Consider the following 18,876-nt stretch of genomic DNA (forward strand, 5'->3'; position numbering starts at 1 on the left):
GCTTGCTTTTGCATGGAGCTTGTTCTTTGAAAACTAGATATCGAAACGAAATATGCGAATTAGAACATTCCTTTTTAGCTGAACTTGTGTTAAACAAGTTCCAATAAATTGGTACTTAATTGCTTTTGCGATGGTATTGAATGGGAGCGACTTTTGGCTTTGCGCAAGCAAAACAAGGGAAGCGAGCAGTCAAAACCGGAGCAATATGGTTAAGCTACTAAGAGCACACGGAGGATGCCTAGGCGCTAGGAGCCGATGAAGGACGTGGCGAACAACGAAACTGCCTCGGGGAGCTGTAAGCAAGCTTTGATCCGGGGGTGTCCGAATGGGGAAACCCAGCTGGGGTAATTTCCAGTTACTCGTAACTGAATACATAGGTTACGTAGAGGCATACCAGGGGAACTGAAACATCTAAGTACCCTGAGGAAGAGAAAACAATAGTGATTCCGTCAGTAGCGGCGAGCGAACGCGGAGAAGCCCAAACCAGAGAGCTTGCTCTCTGGGGTTGTGGGACGTCTCACATGGAGTTACAAAGGAGCCGGTTAAACGAAGAGGTCTGGAAAGGCCCGCCAAAGAAGGTAAAAGCCCTGTAGTTGAAAGTCTGCTCTCTCCGAGACGGATCCCGAGTAGTGCGGGGCACGTGAAACCCCGTATGAATCCGGCAGGACCATCTGCCAAGGCTAAATACTTCCTAGCGACCGATAGTGAAGCAGTACCGTGAGGGAAAGGTGAAAAGCACCCCGGAAGGGGAGTGAAATAGAACCTGAAACCGTGTGCTTACAAAAAGTCAGAGCCCGTTTTAGGGGTGATGGCGTGCCTTTTGTAGAATGAACCGGCGAGTTACGTTCCCGTGCAAGGTTAAGGTGAAGAGCCGGAGCCGCAGCGAAAGCGAGTCTGAATAGGGCGAATAAGTACGTGGACGTAGACCCGAAACCGGGTGATCTACCCCTGTCCAGGGTGAAGGTGCGGTAACACGCACTGGAGGCCCGAACCCACGCACGTTGAAAAGTGCGGGGATGAGGTGGGGGTAGCGGAGAAATTCCAATCGAACTCGGAGATAGCTGGTTCTCCCCGAAATAGCTTTAGGGCTAGCCTCGGAAAACAGAGTCGTGGAGGTAGAGCACTGATTGGGTGCGGGGCCCGCAAGGGTTACCAAGCTCAGTCAAACTCCGAATGCCATAGACTTACTTCCGGGAGTCAGACAGTGAGTGCTAAGATCCATTGTCAAAAGGGAAACAGCCCAGACCATCAGCTAAGGTCCCCAAGTGTGTGTTAAGTGGGAAAGGATGTGGAGTTGCACAGACAACCAGGATGTTGGCTTAGAAGCAGCCACCATTGAAAGAGTGCGTAATAGCTCACTGGTCGAGTGACTCTGCGCCGAAAATGTAACGGGGCTAAACACACCACCGAAGCTATGGCTTGATGCTTTGCATCAGGGGTAGGGGAGCGTTGTATAAGGGTTGAAGGTGTACCGTAAGGAGCGCTGGACATTATACAAGTGAGAATGCCGGTATGAGTAACGAAAAGATCAGTGAGAATCTGATCCGCCGAAAGCCTAAGGGTTCCTGAGGAAGGCTCGTCCGCTCAGGGTAAGTCGGGACCTAAGGCGAGGCCGAAAGGCGTAGTCGAAGGACAACAGGTCGAAATTCCTGTACCACCGTAAGCCGTTATGAGCAATGGGGGGACGCAGCAGGGTAGTGACGCGGACTGATGGATGTCCGTCTAAGCAGTGAGGCTGATGTGTAGGCAAATCCGCACATCGTAAGGCTGGGCTGTAATGGGGAGCGAAAATTATAGTAGCGAAGGTCATGATCTCACACTGCCAAGAAAAGCCTCTAGCCAGGTGATGGTGCCCGTACCGCAAACCGACACAGGTAGGCGAGAAGAGAATTCTAAGGCGCGCGGAAGAACTCTCGTTAAGGAACTCGGCAAAATGACCCCGTAACTTCGGGAGAAGGGGTGCCCCGGTAGTGTGAATAGCACGAGGGGGCCGCAGTGAAAAGGCCCAAGCGACTGTTTAGCAAAAACACAGGTCTGTGCGAAGCCGTAAGGCGAAGTATACGGGCTGACGCCTGCCCGGTGCTGGAAGGTTAAGGGGAGCGGTTAGGGACTCGTCCCGAAGCTGTGAACCGAAGCCCCAGTAAACGGCGGCCGTAACTATAACGGTCCTAAGGTAGCGAAATTCCTTGTCAGGTAAATTCTGACCCGCACGAATGGCGTAACGACTTGGGCGCTGTCTCAACGAGAGATCCGGTGAAATTTTAATACCTGTGAAGATGCAGGTTACCCGCGACAAGACGGAAAGACCCCATGGAGCTTTACTGCAGCTTGATATTGAATTTGGGTACGATCTGTACAGGATAGGTGGGAGCCTTTGAAGCCGGAGCGCCAGCTTCGGTGGAGGCACCGTTGGGATACCACCCTGATCGTATCTAGGTTCTAACCTGGTACCGTAATCCGGTGCGGGGACAGTGTCAGGTGGGCAGTTTGACTGGGGCGGTCGCCTCCTAAAGAGTAACGGAGGCGCCCAAAGGTTCCCTCAGAATGGTTGGAAATCATTCGAAGAGTGCAAAGGCATAAGGGAGCTTGACTGCGAGACCTACAAGTCGAGCAGGGACGAAAGTCGGGCTTAGTGATCCGGTGGTACCGCATGGAAGGGCCATCGCTCAACGGATAAAAGCTACCCTGGGGATAACAGGCTTATCTCCCCCAAGAGTCCACATCGACGGGGAGGTTTGGCACCTCGATGTCGGCTCATCGCATCCTGGGGCTGAAGTAGGTCCCAAGGGTTGGGCTGTTCGCCCATTAAAGCGGTACGCGAGCTGGGTTCAGAACGTCGTGAGACAGTTCGGTCCCTATCTGTCGTGGGCGTAGGAAATTTGAGAGGAGCTGTCCTTAGTACGAGAGGACCGGGATGGACGTACCGCTGGTGTACCAGTTGTTCCGCCAGGAGCACCGCTGGGTAGCTATGTACGGACGGGATAAGCGCTGAAAGCATCTAAGCGTGAAGCCCCCCTCAAGATGAGATTTCCCAGTATGTAAGACCCCTTGAAGACGACGAGGTAGATAGGCTGGGGGTGGAAGTGCAGCAATGCATGGAGCTGACCAGTACTAATCGGTCGAGGGCTTATCCAAATATGCAAGTTGTAAATCGCAGATTTCGTTTCGGATCTAGTTTTCAGAGAATAAACTCTGAAATGAAAATCGGTACATCACGGAAGGTGTGTATGATTTTCAGTTCCAACTTTGATTTCAAGAAGCTATGCTTCGACAAATCGCGTTTGGTGGCGATGGCGGAGGGGTTCCACACGTACCCATCCCGAACACGACCGTTAAGCCCTCTAGCGCCGATGGTACTTGGACCGCAGGGTCCTGGGAGAGTAGGAAGCCGCCAAGCAAAGAACCACTGCCGATGTAATTCGGTGGTGGTTTTTATTTGTTTATAAGCAAACGCAGGGATAGCTATTGGGTTAAAAACAATGAGCTAAGTGATTTAACAATGATAAACGCCACTCGATATGAGTGGCATATTTTATATATAGAACGATTCTGTCCGTACGAGAAATACAGTTGTATGCAACAGGCAATACACCTAATATAACCAGGGAGTTTCCCTTGACAGTCTAAATAACGCTTTGCTAAGATGGCAATAATAAATTTTTCAGAAAACGTATTTTCGGCATAAAATACAGCCTGAGATCTTCGGGTTTTGGACCGTAAAGCTGAGCAAACATAAGGAGGAACGCCCGCGTGTGGGAAGATAAATTTGGTAAGGAAGGTTTCACCTTCGACGATGTACTGCTGGTGCCCCGGAAGTCCGAGACACTGCCTAAAGAAGTGGACGTATCTGTTCGTTTGAGTGACAGCGTTAAACTGAATATTCCTTTGATTAGTGCTGGTATGGATACTGTTACTGAAGCGACATTGGCTATTGCCATTGCCCGTGAAGGCGGTATTGGTATCATCCATAAAAATATGTCTGTTGAGCAGCAAGCGGAGGAAGTGGATCGGGTTAAGCGCTCAGAGAGTGGTGTTATTACTAACCCGTTCTCATTGACAGCGGAACATCTGGTTTCTGATGCTGAATCCGTTATGGCAAAGTATCGCATTTCTGGTGTACCCATTGTTGAAGGAGACCAAAAGCTTGTGGGTATCCTGACAAATCGTGACTTGCGTTTCATCCACGACTTCTCCATTAAGATCAGTGAAGTCATGACTCGTGAGAATTTGGTTACTGCGCCTGTAGGTACTACACTGCAAGAAGCAGAAGGCATCCTCCAGAAGCATAAAATCGAGAAACTTCCATTAGTAGATGAGTCCAACACACTGAAAGGTCTCATTACTATTAAAGATATCGAAAAAGCAATTCAATTCCCTAACGCAGCTAAAGATGCACAAGGGCGTTTGCTGGTCGGCGCAGCGATTGGGATTTCCAAAGATACCTTTGAACGTGCGGATGCATTGGTTCAAGCCGGTGTGGACCTGATCACGGTAGACTCGGCACACGGACATCACATTAACATCATTGATGCGGTTCGTCAGCTGCGCGAGCGTTTCCCGAACCTAACAATTGTTGCAGGTAACGTAGCTACAGGCGATGCAACCCGTGAATTGATCGAAGCAGGGGCGTCGGTTGTAAAAGTGGGAATTGGGCCAGGTTCCATCTGTACAACTCGTGTAATTGCAGGTATTGGTGTTCCTCAAGTTACAGCAGTATACGATTGTGCAAGTGTAGCGCGTGAATATGGCGTACCAATCATTGCTGACGGTGGCATTAAGTACTCTGGTGAGATCACCAAGGCTCTTGCTGCAGGTGCTCATGCAGTTATGCTGGGAAGCTTGTTTGCAGGTACGGCAGAAAGCCCGGGAGAAACGGAAATCTTCCAAGGACGAAGCTACAAAGTTTACCGCGGTATGGGTTCAATGGCTGCGATGAAACAAGGAAGTAAAGATCGTTACTTCCAAGACGATGACAAGAAACTGGTTCCGGAAGGAATTGAGGGACGTGTTGCATATAAAGGGCCATTATCTGATACCATCCATCAGTTGATCGGTGGTCTTCGCTCAGGTATGGGATACTGTGGTACAAGCAGTTTGGAACAGCTTCGTAACAACACTCAATTCATTCGTATTACAGGTGCGGGACTTCGTGAGAGTCATCCGCATGATGTACAAATTACGAAAGAAGCCCCTAACTACTCGTTGTAATATGAATTGTGTTAATCATTTCCAGGACAGGCTTGGCGATTTTCGCCGGGCCTGTCTTTTTTTGCGGATACCCCTGTGATAGAATAGAACAAGCGGTGATGATCCTTTAATGGATTAGGGCGTTGCGGCGGTTTTTTGACGTGAGTCTATGAAACTGTTTTTGACAATGAATTTTGAGTAATAGACAAAGGTTGAAGGTTGCCCAGCGAAAAAAGAAGCGCGGACGTCCTTTTACATAAGCATTTCATTTAATGCTAACTAAGTGACAATCGATTCGAACTTTAGGAGCAATGACATTGCTCTTTCGATACAGCGCATATATGACACATCTCACACATCATCTTCACCTGAGAGGGACTAAGAAAATATGGCAGCTCAAGCTGCACTGAAGCACACAATAGAAAGCTTCGGACCGAAGGGAGTATTCATCATTGAAAGCCAAACAAATGAATAAGAAAAAACGTCAAATGCTCAAAAAAAGCGTAGCCTCGGTTATGCTGATTAATATGCTCTGCATGTCTGCGGTGATGCCTGTTATGGCTGCTGCAAACGATTCAGGACAAGTGTTGACCGCAGCAGCTACAACAACGAAGACAGAAAGAGCCGTGAACATCCCTTCAGCAGACTCACTGGGTCTCGATGTTAAGTCAGCCATATTGATGGAGGCTTCAACGGGTCAGATTCTACTCAATGTTAATGCCGATAAAGCTATGCCGCCTGCCAGTATGACGAAAATGATGACTGAGTATATTGTGGCTGAACAGGTCAAACAGGGGAAATTGAACTGGGATGATGTCGTTACAGTTAAAAAGAACGCAGCGGAAAGTACTGGTTCACGAATTTTCCTCGCAGAAGGTGACCAACATACAGTCAAGGATCTGTACATTGCTATGGCTGTTGGTTCTGCCAATGATGCAACGGTTGCTTTGGCTGAACATGTGGCAGGATCCGAACAAGACTTTGTGAAAATGATGAATGATGAAGCAAAGCGTATGGGAATGAAAGATAGCTACTTCATCAACTCCACAGGTCTGGATCGTGCGGATATGCCTGCGGATTTCCGTCCAACTGAAGATAAAGAAATCGTTATGTCAGCACGGGATGCGGCCATTTTGTGCAGATATATCATTATGGACCACCCGGACTACAAAGATTTTACAACGATTCAATCCTACAAATTCCGTCCCAATGATAAAGATCCAATCATCAACTATAACTGGATGCTGGAAGCGAATAAAAATATCACCAATTTCAAAAGCTATGCCTACGAGGGTCTGGACGGGATGAAAACAGGCCATACCACGAACGCAGGGAATAACTTTACAGGTACTGCCGAGCGGAATGGCATGCGTCTGATTAGTGTAGTTATGGGTACTGATTCGGAGCCGGCACGTTTTAGAGAAACGAAGAAAGTACTTGATTATGGATTCAACAACTTTGAAGTTAAACAGGCGGTTGCTGCCAAAACTAAAGTCACAGGCTGGGAAGCTGTACCTGTGAAAAAAGGGACGGAAACGACTGTACCTGTAGTGACGGATAATGCTGTTAGTTTCGTTGTACCCAAAGGTACTCAAAACCTGGACGTGACATTCAAAGCAAATGTAACTGAAGCTGATAAACTAGTCGCTCCAATCAAGGCCGGAACCAAGGTTGGGACAGTTACTTATACGTACAAAGCTGAGGGGATTGAACCTCAGGAGAAGACAGTGAACCTCATCACCGCAGAAGAAGCCGAAAAAGGCGGTTGGTTCCGTCTCTTCTTCCGTGCAGTGAAAGACTTTTTCGTTGATTTGTTTGATGGTATCAAAAACCTGTTCTAATCGACAAGATTCATAAGAACACAGGATATTATGATGTTTTCGAATGTAGTGGCGTTAGACCACAGACAAAATGCAAGGGATTACGACCAGATGGATTGTATATTTACAATTTTTCGGGTAAAATATCAAGTTAGAATTCTACGTATGATTCAGTTAAAAAGTCTATTATTTTTCTGGATAGAAGCACTGTTGAAACTGTTCGACACTTGCACTTTATTAATGGCCAGGTTCGTAAAATAACCAGTATGTCTGAGGACGAGCTGTATGCTGAAGTGTTCAAAACCTTGGAGCACCGATAAAAGGTATTGAGATTTCCAAACTTGCACCTTCCGAGCGCATCCAGGATCGCGGCTGGTAAGAGAAAGGTAGATTTTACATGAGGATCGGCGTATTAGCACTTCAAGGGGCAGTCACTGAGCATATTCGTAGTATTGAACGGGCCGGAGCAGAAGGATTGGCTATTAAACAGGTTCAGCAACTCGAGGAGCTGGATGGGTTAATTCTTCCTGGCGGTGAGAGTACCACAATTGGCAAACTGATGCGCAAATATGGTTTTATGGAGGCCATTCGGGCATTCGCTGCTGAGGGTAAACCGGTATTCGGCACCTGTGCTGGTTTGATCGTTATGGCTAAACATATTGCAGGACAAGAGGAAGCACATCTGGAGCTAATGGATATGACTGTATCCAGAAATGCATTTGGACGTCAGAGGGAAAGTTTTGAAACGGACCTTCCGATAAAAGGTATTGAGGAGACGGTAAGGGCTGTGTTCATACGAGCACCCCTAATTGAGAGTGTGGGTGAAGAAGTAGAGGTTCTCTCCACTTACAAGGATGAGATTGTTACTGCTCGTCAGGGGCATTTACTGGCTTGTTCCTATCATCCTGAACTAACAGATGATTATCGACTGCATGCGTACTTTGTGGACATGGCAAGGTCGTATAAACAATCTGTACAGAACCAATAGTGATAGATATACAACCTATACTCTGCCGGTGAACCGGATCGGTCCTCCAGAGACCCACAAGGCTTGCTGGCTGGACCTTTCTGGTCAGATGCCTGCTTGTTGCCCGTATCTGGTTCCAGAGCGGAAATCGCAGCGTAGGTACCGCCGGACATAGGTTGTTTTTTACCATTGAAGATTGATGAAATTATACGGTACTGCAAACTGGTGGAATAAGCAATTAGAAAGGTTTCCACTTTGCGGTGTTATTTGGGAGGGATATCTAGTGCTTGATGTGAAAATATTGCGGAATGAATACGCGCGTGTTGAAGAAGCTTTGACGAAACGTGGCAAATCGCTGGATCTAATCGCCGGGTTCACAGACATGGATGCCAAGCGTCGTGAGTTGCTGCAAGAGAGTGAAAACCTGAAAAGCCGCCGGAATACGGTATCGGGGGAAGTTGCCAAGCTTAAAAAGAGCGGTGAAAACGCAGACGAGTTAATCCTTGAGATGCGCGAAGTCTCCGATCGAATCAAAGCAATGGATGAAGAAGTACGTGAGTTGGAAGTGAAGATTAACGATCTGACTATGGCGATCCCGAATATTCCTAATGAGAGTGTACCTGTTGGTGCTTCAGAAGATGATAATGTGGAGATTCGTCGCTGGGAAGAACCGAAGTCATTTGCATTTACACCAAAAGCACATTGGGAAATTGCACAGGATCTCGACATTTTGGATTTTGAAGCAGCTGCCAAAGTAACAGGATCCCGTTTTACTTTTTATAAAGGACTGGGTGCACGTTTGGAACGTGCTTTGATTAACTTCATGATGGATCTGCACAGCGATCAGCATGGCTATGAAGAAATTCTGCCTCCATACATCGTTAACCGTGACAGCTTGTTTGGAACAGGTCAACTGCCGAAATTCGAGGAAGATCTGTTTAAGCTGAAAGATACCGAGTATTATTTGATTCCTACCGCTGAAGTTCCTGTAACGAACTATCATCGCGAAGAGATTTTGAATGCAGACCAGCTGCCTAAACACTTTGTAGCATACAGCTCGTGTTTCCGATCCGAGGCAGGTTCTGCTGGACGGGATACACGCGGCTTGATTCGTCAGCATCAGTTCAATAAAGTTGAGTTGTTGAAACTGTCTTCGCCTGAGACTTCTTATGAGGAATTGGAGAACATGACCCAAAATGCGGAGCGTGTGCTTCAATTATTAGGGCTTCCTTACCGTGTTCTTACGTTGTGCACAGCAGATATGGGCTTCACTTCTGCCAAAACATATGACATTGAGGTCTGGTTGCCGGAAAGCAATACGTATCGTGAAATCTCGTCTTGCTCGAACTGTGAAGACTTCCAAGCACGTCGGGCTAATATCCGTTTCCGTAGAGAGCCAAAAGCGAAACCGGAATTTGTCCATACGTTAAATGGTTCAGGACTGGCAGTAGGGCGTACCGTAGCTGCTATTCTGGAGAACTACCAACAAGAGGATGGAACAGTGGTTATTCCTGAAGCGCTTCGTCCTTACATGGGTGGAGTCGACGTGATTGCCCGTCGTTCCTAGGATGTTTAACTAAATGAATGCAATAAAAAACCGTCCCCTGACAAATGGAAGTTTAGAACGTTCCATTTTCACAGGGAGACGGTTTTTTTAGTTCACATATTCAATGGAGCGCAGCAGCGTACTAACGCAAAGACATCTGTTCCAGCCTCATTAATATGACTTCTCCCTTTTGAGGAAACTCATGCGGTGACAGCCAGTCCCATGTCGTAAATGCGCGGAGTGACCCAGCGTATTAACTACTTCATTTTGGATAGAGAGAAAAGGAAATGCAGAAGTAAAAGACCATTTCCCGCTTCCGTTGCCGAATGAGCCACATACCTATCAACAATCTCAATTATCACATAATGAAAAAGTTTAAAATCAAATATACAAGGCAGGGCTGAACAGTTTCTGAACAACAATTTTAATGGTATTTAAAATAAATTAATAAAAAGGTTGCTTTCTGGCATATAACTATGGTATGATCAATTTCGTTGGCAAGTTTATAAAAGTTAATGTCCTGGAGAGGTACCGAAGCGGTCATAACGGGGCGGTCTTGAAAACCGTTAGGGGGCAACTCCACGTGGGTTCGAATCCCACCCTCTCCGCCATACTACAATCATGATAAGGATTCGAGCGATAAGCTCGAGTCCTTTTTTGCATTTATTTATATATCCAGCGCTGTCGCTTCAACCTATATTTCCAGAGCATGTCTACGACATAATTCAGTTTGTTTCAATAATCGGTTTGTTTCAATATCTGTGTGATGCATAAAAACATCTGAATCGCCGCACTTTATATAAGAGTGGAGGTGGTAAGATGAACCGCGAATTAAACATAGATCAGACGGAGCTTGTGGGTGCTTGGCAGGAAAGGTTGCCTGAAGTTCTAAATGTCGGAGATCGGGCTCAGGTTATGGCTGACGAGGCTGATCAACAAGCTATTCGAATTCACATCGCAACAGCGGGACACCAGATGTACTCTTTTGATTTCAAGTGTGCCTATGTGGATTCACGTGAAGTCAGTGTGCAGCTGATTGATGTGGAACGCGATGGAAGGACGACAGATGAGCGTACAGAGCCCATTCAGGAATTGGCTCAGGATTACACGCGTCATATTCATGAATGTGCCCAATCGTTGCAATCCAAAACCAGACATTAGGCAGATGTCAAAGGAGTGGTAATACGTGAGCAAAGCCAAAGCGGGAACAGATAAAAATCTGCAGAATGTAGTCGCGGACCTGAATCAGACACCTGTGAATAGTCACCATGCCCAGCAAATTCAACAGGACTCAAACGATCGTCGGCATCAGGATTCCATGAATCATGACAAAACGGAAGATATGGACCCATCCCATTCCTAATCCAATGAAGAGGAGGGAACAACATGAGCAAACCTAAAGCAACACCTGTGCCTGAGGCCCAGGCTGCTGAGCAGCATCGAAAACCTGAAAAGCATTCTTCCATGCAGGAACCGTTATCAGGCTCCAAAAAAGTGAAAAACCAGAACCATGTCGATCATAACAATCCTCAAGGCTAAGTCGGGTGAAGGCAAGATTTTTCCGCTTTTTAGCACCTAATAATTGCATAACGATAACCTATAACTCCGGTTAACAAACCGGGGTTTTTGCGCGTTCATACATAATTTGAAGAAGCGCACCTAATTGTATCTAAAGCTTACATAGGTCTTTGTAGCCAATTTGCAGAGTAAAGATCACAAATTTCCCAAATCGTGTTTCCGTTTTAGAATAAATGGTATATCATTGATATTGAATTATTTTTTTGGGGTTATCACGAGAGGAGAGAAACAAATGACTAAACGTATGGGGGCGCTTCTTCTTACGTTGCTGTTAACCGTATCCATGGCACTGACAGCATGTAGCAGCAAGCAAGAGCCAAAAGAGGCATTAAAGACGGCGGCAGCCAATGCTTCCAAACTGACTTCGTATGAGATGAGTTCTAATTTCACTATCAATGAATTGAGCTATAAAGCTGCAGACGAGTCACAACAGGATCCAACGATGTCTCAGTTTATGAGCATGCTGAAGGATGCTCAGTTGAATGTAACTGGCGTATACCAAAGCGAGCCAATGCAGACTGAAATGACGGTAGGTATTGAGCTTAAAGGCGATATGGGTATGACATTTAACATTCCAATGGTTATGACCGCTGAGAAGTTATATGTTAAGGTGCCAAGTATTCCGTTCTTCCCGATTCCGGAAACGGTTGTTGGTAAATTCCTGGAGCTGGATCTGAAAGAACTGGCTGAGCAAGAAGGAACGGAATGGAATCCGAATGCTATGGATGCAGCGAAAACACAAAAGCTGAGCAATGAAGTTATGGATGCGGTTCTGAGCGAGTACGATCAGGATAAATTCTTTAAAAACCTGAATGTGAAGGATGCGCAGCTTCCTGAAGGTTTGGATGCGAAGCAAGTTGTTCAATTTTCGGTCAACAATGACAATGTGAAAGAAGCCGTTACTGTCCTGGTAACCAAAGCATTGCCAAAAGTACTGGATATCATCTCTAAAGAAGAGTACCGTGATATGTTGCAAATGAGTCAGGAAGATATCGACAAAGCTAAAGAGGATCTGAAAATCACTGAAGCAGATCAAGCTGAAATGGCTAAAGATCTGGATCAATTGAAAGATACACTGACCATTAACCAGTTCCACATTGATTTTGCTTTGGACAAAAAAGATTTCCCGGTATATCAAAAATTGGTTGCTGATCTGTTGATCAAACAACCTGATACCAAGGATGAAATTAAACTTGCTTTCACAGGTTCGAACACATACACCAAAATTAACGAGAAGCCAGCATTTAAAATCAATATTCCTACTGGCGAAGACGTTATTACAATGGATGAGTTTGAAGAGTTAATGAACGCATCTTACGGATATTAAGTTCTCCAATTCATTAGTTAAAGCAAAGAGCCGCTCAACCTTAGGGTTGAACGGCTCTTTATGTTGTTCCAGAGTTTTCTCATTAGTTACTGTAAAGATTCACTCATATCCTCGGCCAGCACAGCGTAGATCTGATGATCCTGATACTCTCCGTTAATCTTGAGATATTTACGAGCAATGCCTTCAGCCTGAAAGCCGTTCTTCTCCAGAACTCGTTTGGAGCCGGAGTTGGATAACAGAATAGCTGCCTGAACACGATTTAACTTCAGGGCACGGAAGGCATAGGACACGGCGAGCTTCACGGCTGCGGTCATTCGTCCACCGCCTTGGTAGTCTGGATGGATGAAGTACCCCATATCCGCATAATTGGCAACGCCCTGAACGACATTATTCAAACTGACCTGACCGATGAGAAGACCATCATCAATTGTAAAGATTCCAAATTGATAACCTGTGCCTTCCTCGGCCGCCTGCATTCTATCCTGAATGCGTCTGGTTTGCGCGTGCAGTGTATAGAATTCATCATCCCGGATTGGTTCAACAGCTTGATAGGGATGACGTGTGATTTGAATAAGAGCAAGATAAGCTTCCGAATCTTGTGGAGTAAGTAACCGAAGACTTATTCCTTTTGGTGTGTCGTATAGAGTAAGCGGCATGGAATGCACTTCCTTTCCAGATGGATATAAATTCTATTTTTTGCGTAGACGCCTGAAAAACTGAGTCAGCATGGTAGAGCATTCTGGCTGCAGAATGTCAGCAATTACTTCGGTTCGATGATTAAAACGAGGTTCCTGCAGCAGATTCATCAGCGTTCCTGCACAGCCAGCCTTGGGGTCAGCGGTGCCATATATGACTCGAGGCACTCTGGATTGTACAATGGCCCCTGCACACATGGGGCAGGGCTCCAGTGTGACGTACAGACTGCAATCCAGGAGTCTCCATGCACCGATGGCCTCACTGGCCTGCCGGATGGCTACCATCTCCGCATGTGCGGTGGAATCAAGTGTGGTCTCGCGCAGGTTGTACCCACGACCAATGATACGATTATGTTGAACAATTACAGCCCCGATGGGTACTTCCCCGAGTGCTTCTGCTTTGTATGCTTCAGCAATGGCTTCACGCATCCAGTGCTCGTGCTGAGCCTCCTCCGAGAGATGCGAAAGTTCAGGTTGGAGAACGTCATCCTTCATTAAAATGTAAAACTCCTTCCAAAGAGCATTTATGCGGCGAACAGACATTCGTTTGTTAACATGTTGTGTATAAGTATGTGGATAACTAACGAGTTGCTCACATAGTTATGAACATGCTATCCACATACCTGTGGATTTGTGTATAATTTTTAGTGGTTATTCCCATTGTAGGCATCGAAAAGACAAAATACAATTGATTTCGCGTTTTTCAGCCAAGCGGTAACTTTTGGACAAGGGTCAATTATCCTTTTCAAATAGACACACAACAGTTATGATGGATATAGGTTTTGCCATATATCGCCAGAGGGTACAAGCCGAGAGGTGAACGAAAAAGTTGTCTATTAAAACGAAATTATCCATGATTATGTCGTGCTCGGTGCTCGTCATTTTGGTTTTGAATATAGCACTGAGTTATTATACTACAGAAGAGAATCTAAGGCAGGACAGCGAAACCAAGATGGTGCTTACGGCCAAACAGATTGCAATTGCTGTCGAACAGAGTCAATCCAGTTCAGAATATGTAAAACGACAAATCGGGAACAATCTATGGCTGGCGTCTGTAATGGCAGCGGAAGAATTGGACCCTGATATTAATAATATCACAAATGAAGACCTGGTCCGCATGAGCGAAAAAGTCGGTGTCTCCCACATTTCATTGATGGAGCAAACGGCTGATGATATTGTGGTTACCCGATCGTCAGATCCAAAGGAGATCGGATTGTCTACCAAATCCATGACATACTGGTACCAGGCATTTAAACAGCTGTTCGAAAATCATCAGGTTACGATTTCACAGGGGCAGAAATTGGACCATTTTTGGTCGGATGGATTTGAATACTCTACATCAAATCCGTCAGATGTTGATATTTGGGGTTACTATCACGATGGGAAGAGGAATTACATAATCAATCCCTTCTATAATAATGCCGCTGTTGACGACTATGTGAAGATCTCTGGTCCAGACGAGATTTTGAATAAAATTCGGGAAGTTAATCCTTCGATTCTGGAGATTACAGGGATTAATCCATTAACCTTCGGAAGTTCGAGCATGGGCAATGACGGAAGAGACACGAATCACAACAAGTTAAACAACAGGCCTATTCGTTTCGGTACATATCAATATGGTGCCGCAGAAGAGGATCATAAGGCGGTTGTAAGGGCAATTCGTACCGGGCAGAATGTATCCTTTGTCAGTGAAACTCATGATCAGAAGGTGCTCAAGAGTTTCATTCCGATATTCACTCCCAATGAATCATCCTATGTGATTAGTATTGTCATGGATTATAAGCAAATATCCTCCATGGTATCGGAACAGCTGGTTAGTCATGCCTCGATTTCACTTGTTTTGCTGGAGATTGTGATCTTTGGGAGTTATTTGCTCGCGGGTTACATTACCCGCCCTATTCAATCTATTTTGGGAAAAGTGAATGATGTGGCAGATGGCCATTTTGATTTCCGTCTGAAAGTGCGAAGGAAAGATGAACTGGGCCAATTGGCTAATCGCATTAATGCCATGATTCGTAATTTGGGACATTATACGAATCGTCTGAAACAGATGTATGAGGAAAATCGTGCGGTAAAAGAACATTTGGAATCGATCATTAATCAAACAGCAGACGCGATTCATATTACGGATCTGGATGGAAATGTACTGCGAGTAAACCGTGCCTTTGAGCAATTGTACGGCTGGCGCAGTCGTGAAGTAGAAGGTCGAAAATTGAAGATTATCCCTCCGGGTACTGAAGAGCAGATGGAAGAGCAGCATGCCCAGTTGATTGAGGGCATGTCCATTACGTCTAATGAAACGACATGGATGAAGAAGGATGGCAGCCGTGTTGAAGTCAGCGTGAGCACAGCACCAGTCCGGGATGAAGCAGGCGAGATCACAGCACTGATCAGCGTATCAAGAGACATTACCAGCCGTAACCGTATGGAGGAGCTGCTCAGACGTTCCGAAAAACTGACGACGGTAGGACAGCTGGCAGCTGGAGTTGCGCATGAGATACGTAATCCGCTTACGACCCTACGTGGCTTTCTTCAGCTTCAGCAAGAGACGAACAAGCTTAATCATCGTCACTTGGATTTGATGCTGTCCGAGTTGGATCGAATTAATCTTATTGTGGGTGAGTTTCTGATCCTGGCCAAACCACAGGCGGTTCATTTTCAGGAACGGGATATTCGCTTCATTCTGGGAGATGTTATATCATTGCTGGACAGCCAGGCGCATCTGCATGGTGTGGAATTTGTACTGAATGCTTCATCTGATTCAGCTATGGTACACTGTGAAGAGAATCAGTTGAAGCAAGTCTTCATTAACTTGCTTAAGAACGGCATGGAGGCCATGCCAGACGGGGGCAATATTCGAATTAAACTCAATCATGACCAAGAGAATAGTCGGGTTCGGATTGAAATTAAGGATGAAGGCACTGGAATTCCAGAAGAACTGATGCCTAAGCTCGGGGAACCATTCTTTACAAGCAAGGAATCGGGCACAGGGCTTGGTCTGATGGTCAGTCAGCGAATTATTCAATCACATAAGGGCATGATGGATATCAAAAGCGTACTAAATAAGGGGACCACCGTCATTATCGATCTGCCTGCTTCCCAACAGCAGCCGGAGAATATAGAGGAAGATCATAAGACGGACAATGAACCTTCAGAAGAAGAGAACTAGATGAGGTGAGATTACCTTTTGCGTATTAATAAATTTATCAGTGAAACGGGTTTTTGTTCTCGTCGGGAAGCCGACAGATTGGTGGAGAGCGGAAAAGTAACAATTAATGGAGTGAAGGCAGAGCTGGGCAGTCAGGCAGAAGATGGCGATGATGTACGGATTAATGGTCAACCTATTAAGGAAAAACGGAAACACGTATATATTGCGCTCAATAAACCTGTCGGAATAACGAGTACAACCGAGCGGCACATTCAAGGAAATATTGTTGATTTTGTAGGGCACAAAGAGCGTATCTTCCCGATTGGTCGTCTGGATAAGGATTCGGAAGGTCTGATTCTGATGACCAATGATGGCGATATCGTCAATCGAATTTTGAGGGCAGAAGGACGCCATGAGAAAGAATATATTGTCACCGTGGATCGCGAGGTAACGCCGAGCTTCTTAAGAGGCATGAGCACGGGAGTCAAAATCCTTGGTGAAATGACGCTGCCCTGTACGGTGACTCGCATATCAGATCGGGTGTTCCGTATTATTCTGACAGAGGAAAAAATCGCCAAATTCGCCGGATGTGCAGTGCATTTGGCTATGAGGTGCGGAAGTTGAAGCGGATTCGTATTATGAATATTCATCTCGGCGAACAGGTCACAGGGACCTGGAGAGAACTGACACCCGCAGAAAAGTCAGAATTGAGCAGTTTGCTAGATTATAATATGGAATAAATGATGATATCCAAGGTGCTGCTTTCCCTCAAGGGAAGCAGCACTTCTTCATATCAGTGGATAGAAAAAAAGGCACTCTCCTGGTATGAAGGAGAGTGCCTTAAGCATTCGTTTGTCTACAACGAACGATTTTTTAGTTACCTTGTCCAACTGCTTTCACGGCTGTGTTGTTACTTTGATATTTCCGGATAATCGAAACTTCTACCCGACGGTTTTGAGCTCGTCCAGCATCCGTTTGGTTGCTGGCGACTGGGTGATACTCTCCATAACCGCTAGGTGTGAACTTCGCAGGGTCCAGTGCCTCATTCAATAACAGAATTTTGAGGAAATTTAGTGCGCGATCCGCACTTAAATCCCAGTTATCCTTATATTGGCTGTTCGAAATGGGAACATTATCAGTATGACCAGATACAACAACTTCGTATTCCGGAAACTCCTGCAGCATGCTCGAGATGGCTTTAGCCAATGAGCGTGACTCGGGTTTAACATCAGCCCGGCCAGAGGAGAACAGGGCGTTGTCACTGATCGTGATCTTGAGCTCAGACTGATTCAGCTTTGTATTCAGCTGATCGGAAAGCCCGTTTTTCTGAATATATTGATCAAGTCGTTTCTTGAGTTTCTCCAGATCTTCCTGTTCTTTCTGAGCCATCTGCGCATCTGTAATCTGAGCTGGTGTCTTCTTGGTGATGTCTTCAGGCTGCTGTTTGTTTTTGCCCAAATCTGTCGTGGAATCTGTAGGATTCATGGAGGTATGATCCAATACACCCGAACCACCGTTCAATGCGCTGCTCAGTGCCGAAGCCATCTGTTCAAACTTTGCCGCATCAAGTGAACTCATGGAGAACAGGGTAATAAACAGGGCAAGCAGCAGAGTCATCAAGTCGGAATAGGGGAGCAACCAGCTCTCATCTATATGCTCTTCATGCGGTTCATGTTTTTTAGCCTTTTTCACCTGAAGATCCCTCCTTCTCTTCCAGTTGTCTACGCTCGGAAGGTGTCAGGAATACAGATAGTTTTTGGTTGATAGCGATTGTGGATACACCGGATTGAATGGATAACAGCCCTTCAACCATCATCAGCTTGATTTCCATCTCTTTTTTGGACATCCGCTTCAGTTTATTGGACATCGGGTGCCACAACACGTAACCACTGAAGATACCGAGAAGCGTTGCGATAAACGCCGCTGCAATCGCGTGGGAGAGCTTCTCCATATCACTTAGATCTGCAAGCGCTGCGATGAGACCTACAACGGCCCCGAGTACCCCGAGCGTTGGTGCATACATCCCCGCTTGGGAGAAGATCAAGGCACCGCCGCGATGGCGCTCTTCTGTAGCGTGAATATCTTCCATGAGTACATCACTTACAAATTCCTGATCATTTCCGTCAATAATCATACGCATACCGGCGCGCAGGAATTGGTCGTCAATATCTTCGACTTTCGATTCAAGTGCAAGTAAGCCTTCACGACGGGTGGTGGAAGCCCAGTCCATAAATGTGCCGATTAGAGAAACACGGTCAATCAGTTGTTGCTTTTTGAACAGTACCCCGAATAACTTGGGGATTTTTTTAACTTCAGACATGGGGAATGCCATGAAAATAGTTGCTGCCGTACCAACAAAAATAATAACGTAGGCTGCCGGGTTGTTAACCAGGTTGATTAGGGGCGCCCCCTTCAGGAACATCCCCAATACAAGTGAAACCAGCCCTAAAACTAGTCCGATAATCGTTGAAATTTCCATCATACACCTCATCCATGAGATAAAATTGAATCCTTTCAAGCGGCTTTATTCGGGCTTCCGGACGAACGTTACACCGCAATCCGTTTAATGTTAGGCACCCTATAGGGTGGCAGAAACAGTTAAAACGGT

At 46.0% G+C, this 18,876-nt stretch carries 13 protein-coding genes, 1 tRNA gene, 2 rRNA genes and 1 pseudogene; 13 read left to right on the forward strand and 4 right to left on the reverse strand.

Features of this window, described 5'->3' with window-relative positions; all coding sequences use genetic code 11:
- Positions 1–207 precede the first annotated feature (207 nt).
- The 11 genes from MHB49_RS00410 to MHB49_RS00460 all read left to right on the forward strand — a co-directional run bounded on the left by MHB49_RS00410 (position 208) and on the right by MHB49_RS00460 (position 12,425).
- Positions 208–3,135 (forward strand): 23S ribosomal RNA (locus tag MHB49_RS00410).
- Between the two features lie 145 nt (positions 3,136–3,280).
- Positions 3,281–3,397, forward strand: a 5S ribosomal RNA gene (gene rrf, locus MHB49_RS00415).
- Positions 3,398–3,750: 353 nt separating this feature from the next.
- The gene (guaB, locus tag MHB49_RS00420) at positions 3,751–5,208 is read left to right on the forward strand and encodes an IMP dehydrogenase (protein ID WP_247900170.1); all 1,458 of its coding nucleotides are present in this window, start codon (positions 3,751–3,753) and stop codon (positions 5,206–5,208) included.
- Between the two features lie 431 nt (positions 5,209–5,639).
- Entirely contained in the window at positions 5,640–7,028 is a 1,389-nt protein-coding gene (locus MHB49_RS00425; protein ID WP_405154629.1) for a D-alanyl-D-alanine carboxypeptidase family protein, read from the forward strand.
- Positions 7,029–7,404: 376 nt separating this feature from the next.
- The gene (gene pdxT, locus MHB49_RS00430; protein ID WP_247900172.1) at positions 7,405–7,995 is read left to right on the forward strand and encodes a pyridoxal 5'-phosphate synthase glutaminase subunit PdxT; all 591 of its coding nucleotides are present in this window, start codon (positions 7,405–7,407) and stop codon (positions 7,993–7,995) included.
- Between the two features lie 262 nt (positions 7,996–8,257).
- The gene (gene serS, locus MHB49_RS00435; RefSeq protein WP_405154630.1) at positions 8,258–9,541 is read left to right on the forward strand and encodes a serine--tRNA ligase; all 1,284 of its coding nucleotides are present in this window, start codon (positions 8,258–8,260) and stop codon (positions 9,539–9,541) included.
- A gap of 501 nt (positions 9,542–10,042) precedes the next feature.
- A tRNA-Ser gene (locus MHB49_RS00440) sits at positions 10,043–10,131 on the forward strand.
- A 208-nt stretch (positions 10,132–10,339) separates the two neighbouring features.
- Positions 10,340–10,681, forward strand: coding sequence for a hypothetical protein (locus MHB49_RS00445; RefSeq protein ID WP_247900174.1), 342 nt, complete (start codon positions 10,340–10,342; stop codon positions 10,679–10,681).
- A gap of 25 nt (positions 10,682–10,706) precedes the next feature.
- Complete coding sequence (locus tag MHB49_RS00450) at positions 10,707–10,883, forward strand: hypothetical protein (protein WP_405154631.1); 177 nt, start codon at positions 10,707–10,709, stop codon at positions 10,881–10,883.
- A gap of 23 nt (positions 10,884–10,906) precedes the next feature.
- Positions 10,907–11,059 (forward strand): small acid-soluble spore protein P, encoded by a 153-nt coding sequence (locus MHB49_RS00455; protein ID WP_247900176.1) that lies wholly within the window; start codon positions 10,907–10,909, stop codon positions 11,057–11,059.
- A 271-nt stretch (positions 11,060–11,330) separates the two neighbouring features.
- Positions 11,331–12,425, forward strand: a complete 1,095-nt coding sequence (locus MHB49_RS00460) for a hypothetical protein (protein ID WP_405154632.1) — start codon at positions 11,331–11,333, stop codon at positions 12,423–12,425.
- A gap of 86 nt (positions 12,426–12,511) precedes the next feature.
- Here the strand turns inward: MHB49_RS00460 and MHB49_RS00465 are convergent, their stop codons facing one another.
- Together MHB49_RS00465 and tadA are read right to left on the reverse strand one after the other, a co-directional pair.
- Complete coding sequence (locus MHB49_RS00465; protein ID WP_405154633.1) at positions 12,512–13,081, reverse strand: GNAT family N-acetyltransferase; 570 nt, start codon at positions 13,079–13,081, stop codon at positions 12,512–12,514.
- A gap of 33 nt (positions 13,082–13,114) precedes the next feature.
- Positions 13,115–13,615 (reverse strand): tRNA adenosine(34) deaminase TadA, encoded by a 501-nt coding sequence (gene tadA / locus MHB49_RS00470; protein WP_405154634.1) that lies wholly within the window; start codon positions 13,613–13,615, stop codon positions 13,115–13,117.
- Positions 13,616–13,949: 334 nt separating this feature from the next.
- Between tadA and MHB49_RS00475 the strand changes: the two genes are divergently transcribed.
- Positions 13,950–16,289: a PAS domain S-box protein gene (locus MHB49_RS00475; RefSeq protein WP_405154635.1), complete on the forward strand. Its 2,340-nt coding sequence runs from the start codon at positions 13,950–13,952 to the stop codon at positions 16,287–16,289.
- 18 nt (positions 16,290–16,307) lie between these two features.
- Positions 16,308–17,008, forward strand: a pseudogene (gene rluF, locus MHB49_RS00480) (23S rRNA pseudouridine(2604) synthase RluF).
- Positions 17,009–17,141: 133 nt separating this feature from the next.
- On the opposite strand, the gene motB reads toward rluF, so the two are convergent.
- Positions 17,142–17,960, reverse strand: coding sequence for a flagellar motor protein MotB (gene motB, locus MHB49_RS00485; protein ID WP_405154636.1), 819 nt, complete (start codon positions 17,958–17,960; stop codon positions 17,142–17,144).
- Entirely contained in the window at positions 17,947–18,747 is an 801-nt protein-coding gene (gene motA / locus MHB49_RS00490; RefSeq protein ID WP_405157013.1) for a flagellar motor stator protein MotA, read from the reverse strand. The genes motB and motA overlap by 14 nt, the downstream gene beginning before the upstream one ends.
- Positions 18,748–18,876 lie beyond the last annotated feature (129 nt).

It is taken from the genome of Paenibacillus sp. FSL K6-0108 (assembly GCF_045040695.1).
GTDB lineage: Bacteria > Bacillota > Bacilli > Paenibacillales > Paenibacillaceae > Paenibacillus > Paenibacillus pabuli_B.

Bases quoted from the DNA above. Each gene is read 5' to 3' on its own strand.
- MHB49_RS00455 (WP_247900176.1), top strand. From the start codon at position 10,907: ATGAGCAAACCTAAAGCAACACCTGTGCCTGAGGCCCAGGCTGCTGAG.
- MHB49_RS00465 (WP_405154633.1), bottom strand. From the start codon at position 13,081: ATGCCGCTTACTCTATACGACACACCAAAAGGAATAAGTCTTCGGTTA.
- MHB49_RS00460 (WP_405154632.1), top strand. From the start codon at position 11,331: ATGACTAAACGTATGGGGGCGCTTCTTCTTACGTTGCTGTTAACCGTA.
- MHB49_RS00445 (WP_247900174.1), top strand. From the start codon at position 10,340: ATGAACCGCGAATTAAACATAGATCAGACGGAGCTTGTGGGTGCTTGG.
- pdxT (WP_247900172.1), top strand. From the start codon at position 7,405: ATGAGGATCGGCGTATTAGCACTTCAAGGGGCAGTCACTGAGCATATT.
- motA (WP_405157013.1), bottom strand. From the start codon at position 18,747: ATGGAAATTTCAACGATTATCGGACTAGTTTTAGGGCTGGTTTCACTT.
- tadA (WP_405154634.1), bottom strand. From the start codon at position 13,615: ATGAAGGATGACGTTCTCCAACCTGAACTTTCGCATCTCTCGGAGGAG.